At 31.6% G+C, this 5,194-nt stretch carries 7 protein-coding genes; 6 read left to right on the plus strand and 1 reads right to left on the minus strand.

The window, feature by feature from the left end; translation table 11 throughout:
• Positions 1 to 330 precede the first annotated feature (330 nt).
• From ACK5M9_RS01065 to ACK5M9_RS01090, 6 genes are all read left to right on the plus strand, one after another.
• Positions 331 to 870: a hypothetical protein gene (locus ACK5M9_RS01065; protein ID WP_416891359.1), complete on the plus strand. Its 540-nt coding sequence runs from the start codon at positions 331 to 333 to the stop codon at positions 868 to 870.
• A 733-nt stretch (positions 871 to 1,603) separates the two neighbouring features.
• A complete protein-coding gene (locus tag ACK5M9_RS01070) occupies positions 1,604 to 2,179 on the plus strand; it encodes a hypothetical protein (protein WP_416891360.1) in 576 nt (191 codons plus the stop codon).
• A 13-nt stretch (positions 2,180 to 2,192) separates the two neighbouring features.
• Positions 2,193 to 2,363, plus strand: a complete 171-nt coding sequence (locus tag ACK5M9_RS01075) for a hypothetical protein (protein WP_416891361.1) — start codon at positions 2,193 to 2,195, stop codon at positions 2,361 to 2,363.
• Between the two features lie 372 nt (positions 2,364 to 2,735).
• Positions 2,736 to 3,569: a hypothetical protein gene (locus ACK5M9_RS01080; RefSeq protein ID WP_416891362.1), complete on the plus strand. Its 834-nt coding sequence runs from the start codon at positions 2,736 to 2,738 to the stop codon at positions 3,567 to 3,569.
• A gap of 1 nt (position 3,570) precedes the next feature.
• Positions 3,571 to 3,906: a hypothetical protein gene (locus ACK5M9_RS01085; protein WP_416891363.1), complete on the plus strand. Its 336-nt coding sequence runs from the start codon at positions 3,571 to 3,573 to the stop codon at positions 3,904 to 3,906.
• A complete protein-coding gene (locus ACK5M9_RS01090; RefSeq protein WP_416891364.1) occupies positions 3,907 to 4,443 on the plus strand; it encodes a hypothetical protein in 537 nt (178 codons plus the stop codon).
• Between the two features lie 485 nt (positions 4,444 to 4,928).
• Here the strand turns inward: ACK5M9_RS01090 and ACK5M9_RS01095 are convergent.
• A partial coding sequence (locus ACK5M9_RS01095) for a hypothetical protein (protein WP_416891365.1) occupies positions 4,929 to 5,194 on the minus strand: 266 nt, incomplete at its 5' end.

Genomic DNA, 5,194 nt, shown 5'->3' on the forward strand with positions numbered 1-5,194 from the left:
AAAAACAATCAAAGAAAAAGATGAAAGACTAACCCAACTAGAAAAAGAAAACTCTGATAGAAATTTCAAAGAAGCAATTAATAACATGAATCTAAACATTAAGGAAGAAGAAATTTCAAAACTTAAAGAACTTAGTGATGGCGACCTTGAAAAAGCAAAGTCATGACTACAAATCTCTCGGAATATTAAAAACGCAATAAAAGAAAATAAAATTCACACAAAAGAGAAAGAACAAACTAAAAAAGAAGAACATGAGAAGATCACAAAGGATCATCCTGTTGTTCAAGAATTACTAAACAAAAGGTAATATAAAAAGAAAGGAAAATAATTATGTCTATAAAATACATAAATGACGGAGCGGGTAACTCCATTGATGCAGCGACTGTTATTCAAGTTTATGCACACGAACAAAGAATTGCTACTAACCCATTCCTTGCGTTAAGAGCACACCCACAAGAAGCTATCCCTATGGGAGATGGTGGACATTACATATTCCACAATGTCTTAGGACTTGATCTACCTGAAAGAGAAGCGGCAAAGCCAACTAACTCTTCATATGATTATACTGATGGAGCTTCAACAATTAAAGTTGAATTAACTGTAAGTGCACCATTCAAAACAGCTGCATATTCATTCACTGACTCAGATGTTATTCAAATGGGTGGAATTGATTTTGCAAAATTTACTTCAAGACAAGTTGCTGATGCTTTAATCAAAGCAGAGATTAATGAAGAAGCAAACAAAATTTTAACTAACACTGATGTTAGATCAATTGATTCTTCAGCAGCAACAACTGCTCTAGATAAATTCATCGCTCTTAAATCAGTAGTTACTGATTACTTTGCAATTAATGAAACAGAAGAAAATTGAACTGCAGAAGCAGCAAAATACTTCACAGGTCAAAGGGGATCTTTTGCACCAGAAGAAATCTTCATTCACCTACATCCTAAAACAATCGCTGAACTAACTAATGCTCAAACAGAAGCAGGAGCAGGATCAAATCTTCAATTCACACAATTTGAAAATGGTACATTAACTCATATCGCAGGAGCGAAGGTTGTTTCTAACCAATACATTCCTGTTGATAACTATTTAGTGTCACCAATCAATATGGTTGGTACACCTTCAGAAACAGTTATGTTTACTAAGATCAAAACATGAACTCAAGATTCAGATGACGTTAGACTTATTAGAGGATGACATTACTTCGATGCAGTATTAATTGCACCTGAACTAGTAACACTAGGATCATTCACAGCAGCAGGAGCAGGAGCATTAAAAGGTAAGGTTGCTACTAGAGCTGAAAAAAATGCTAAACTTGCTGAGCAAAAAGCAAAGACAGCAGACTTAGAAGCAAAAGTTGCAAAACTTGATGCAGAAGCAAAAGCAAACACAAAAAAATAAAGATTAATCTTTGAGAGCCTAAAGGGCTCTTTTCTTTTATAATATAATTATGGATGATAATAATTTAGAATTTTTAGATCTGGAAGTAGACGAATCCAACACTGGATCTGTTAGAAGGATCCAAGAAGGATTCCATGAATTGGAAAGTAAATGAATACTAGGATTCAATGTTAATAGATATAGATATGGAACATGGATCATGTCTGTTCACTTTGATCCAAATACAACAAGCGGTCCTTCCAATCCTGGTGGTAAACCAAGTGTAACTATTTATGGAATAGAAACAAGAACTATACTAGGATTCGAAAAAGCAATATCACCTGGTGATTACTATATCGAGAACTTCGCTTTATTACCTAATGCATCTAATCATGGTGGTGGATCATTTAAATATGCAACTTCAGAATTGAATGATGCATTAAGGACATTTGTAAAAGAAGGTATTGGTGGAGTTAAGGATATGTTGGAAGATAAATATATTCCTGAAGATATCAAAAGGCATTTCCAACAAGCGGAAAAATTCCAAAGACTTGCTAAAAATCCAAAAAACTTAGTATCCAATTATGCAAGTAGATCTAAAAACTTTGTTCAGAAAGAATTAGGATTAGGTAAATTCTTTAGAACAGGTAAGAAAGTATTCTCAATTGGAGTAGATATATCAGAAGCAATATTTACTCCGGAAGTATTTGTTACAAAGTCAATAAGAAATTTAACAAAGAGAACAACAAGGAAAGCTTCTAGAAATTTAAGAAACAAAGCTTTTAAAGCTTTATAAAAAAGGGGACAACATGTCAGAAGAAAATAAATACTATATACATGACTATCACGTTAAAGATAAAGAATTACCTTCAAGGTTTGTGAGAAGTCAAATTGCTGGTTTAAACCAAAAGAAATTATCGGCACACCAACCAATTATAAATGCTGCTAATGATTTAACTAGAGAAGAATTATTAAAGTGAATTGAAGATTCTAACTTCATGCTTAAACTTAAAAAGACATTCTATCTAACTTCATCATTAGGTAAGACATATTGAATACTTTCAAAGATTAATGATCAATGAGAGCATGTAGTAACTAATGATGTATTCAATATTGTAAAGGATTCTTCAGATAGAATCATTCAAGCAACTACATATAACAAAGTTATTAAAGGAACATTAGGGAATTATTGAATTTATGAAACACACAGAAAAGGATCAATCATTAGAACTATTAAGAAAGTTGATAAAGACACTAAAGGTACTTATGATGACATTTTCAATAAGTCAGAATACGATGAGATTTCTACATCTGGATTAAGAATTTATGAAGGTATATATATAGAACCAATTGTGGATACAATGGATGAAACTACAATATTTGAAATTGGAAATAGAGTAACTACTGATACTGATGGAGAGTTAATCTATGTGGATGATCTACATGATGCTAAACCTGAAATCAAATTACTAGATCATTCGTATGTTAATCTAGTAAAGACAATGAGATTATCAACTCCTAAAATTGTATTAAGAACAGAAGAAGGATCAGAACTTAGAGACCTAGAACAAAAAGAAGATAAGGCTGATCAACTTATTGATTCTTCATTAATTCAAATTGAAGCTGCAATGACAATTGAGAATGGATCTGATAATGTAAGTATCTATCAACCAAACACACAAATGATTGCTGATGCAATGAAGTCATTTAAGGATTCATTTGCCGCACTTCTATACAAAGCAGGATTTGCTGGAGCGGATGATACTGATAGTGCTCAGAAGTCTGTACTAGAAGTATCTCAAATTAGAGATTCAGAATTAGCTTCTATGGAAGATAAGATTTCATTATTCCAAGCTAATGCAAAAAGATTCTTAAGAGTATTAGGAAAATTATTAGGATTAGAAATTGATCATAAAGATGGAATTGAAATTCAAAGACTTGATGTTAAAGAAGAAATTGATATGATTGATAATTTAATTAAAGCAGTTGAAGCAGGATTCGAAGAAAGAACTGCGGCAATAGCAAGATATAAAGGTATCTCATACACAGAAGCAAAAAGTGTGAGAGAGATAATTGATGATGAGAAAGAATCAGTTAAACAAAATATGGAAGATGATCTAACAGAAGAAACTCTAGAAGATGATCAAAAACCTATAAAAGGAACTGCAAGGAGATTGGAAGAATAATATGCCAAGATTAGATAAAAAATTTTCTCCAAAAACAAAAGAAAAATTTAATAAATTAATAATGAATCAAGATGAAGAATACTTCACAGTTGATCTATATGCTTTCAAACCTTTGCTAGGTTCTACTGGTAATATTGAAGGTGAAGGTATTAAAGTAACAGAATTACAAAATACTCTTAATACAACAATAAAGGATAATACTTCTACACAATTTATTATTCCTATTGTTGTTAATGATAGACTTTCTACATCTAATGGATTATTAAAATGTAAATTACTTGGTGCTGGTCAAAAACCATTAGAATCACAAATAAAAGGTAATAATACAATTTCTTGAATGGAAACTGTAGAGACATTAGAAATTGAAATCCAAGGTGTGTATCAAGCATCAGATCTTGTTGATTACTTTTCATTTGAAGATATAAGGGAAAATACCACTACAACAAGTGATGGTTTAAAAGTAACTAACTCCAAGATATTCATGGTGTCTAAGGTAGAACCTGTAACTGATAATTTAAGTTCTGATAACACAATAATGAATACAAAGATTACATTAACTTCTGGTGTCTCTTCATTATTACAAAATGATGAATCTGGTTCATTACTAACTATTCAGTATGCTGTTGAGCCTGTACAACCTAGTAATGCTGCTTTTGTAGCTGTTACATATAGTTCTTTTATGCTACATGCTTCTATATCTGGTTTAGATTCAAATGGTACTCCAATTACTTTTAATAGGGTTAGTGAACTTAACTCTACAAATTATTTAGAGAATGTAGAAAATGACAAAGATTATTTAGTATCAGATCCATTAATAATTGATGGTGTATATCCAAAGACTGTAAACAACCAATTAGTAAATATGCATTCTTGAATGTCAGGGGAGATCTATAATAAATTTAGGTTATGAAATGATGCTATAGAGCATAAAGATGAAGCTGGATACTTCGGTGCTGGTGCTAGTAATAGTACTCCAGGTAATGGACAATTCCATATTGGAATTTATGATCTTTGATTCGATCCAATAGTTGCAGGTAGAATGTATAAAATATTCACTGCCGGAAAAGGACCACTTATCTTCCATGGTGATATTAATGATTATTTCTCTGGTGGAGAAGTTCAAGGAATAAAAAGATGAAATAATGACTTTTCATTCTTTGAAAATGTTTGAGTTGTAAAAGGTAAATCTGATGATTCATTATCAGGTGGATTCAAAGCTTCAAATTCTTATTTCATATATGATACACAAAAGGCAAATGTTGGTGATGAAGGTGCTGTTCAAACTAACCAACAATACATCATTTTAATGGATCCTAATTCAGGAATTAAAAATCCAAACATATCAAATGAACAATACGATCAAATGACAAGTGATGCTGCTTCAGGTGAAGTTATTATTAACGGTACAACATTCAACTCTTGAGATACTCCTATGGCACAAATTAATAAACCTGATAACTTGTGAGAATGATCTAACTCTGAAGAAAATAGAAAATATATAGTAACTACTCCAGGTAATGATTGAGTTGAAAGAATGAATAAAATTATTGATTCCAACGGAAAAACTTCAGCTGATAATAGTATTGTTGTGAAAGTTGGTAATACACAAATCCCTTCGGCAAGAC

This window comes from Mycobacterium sp. (assembly GCF_047975165.1).
GTDB lineage: Bacteria > Actinomycetota > Actinomycetes > Mycobacteriales > Mycobacteriaceae > Mycobacterium.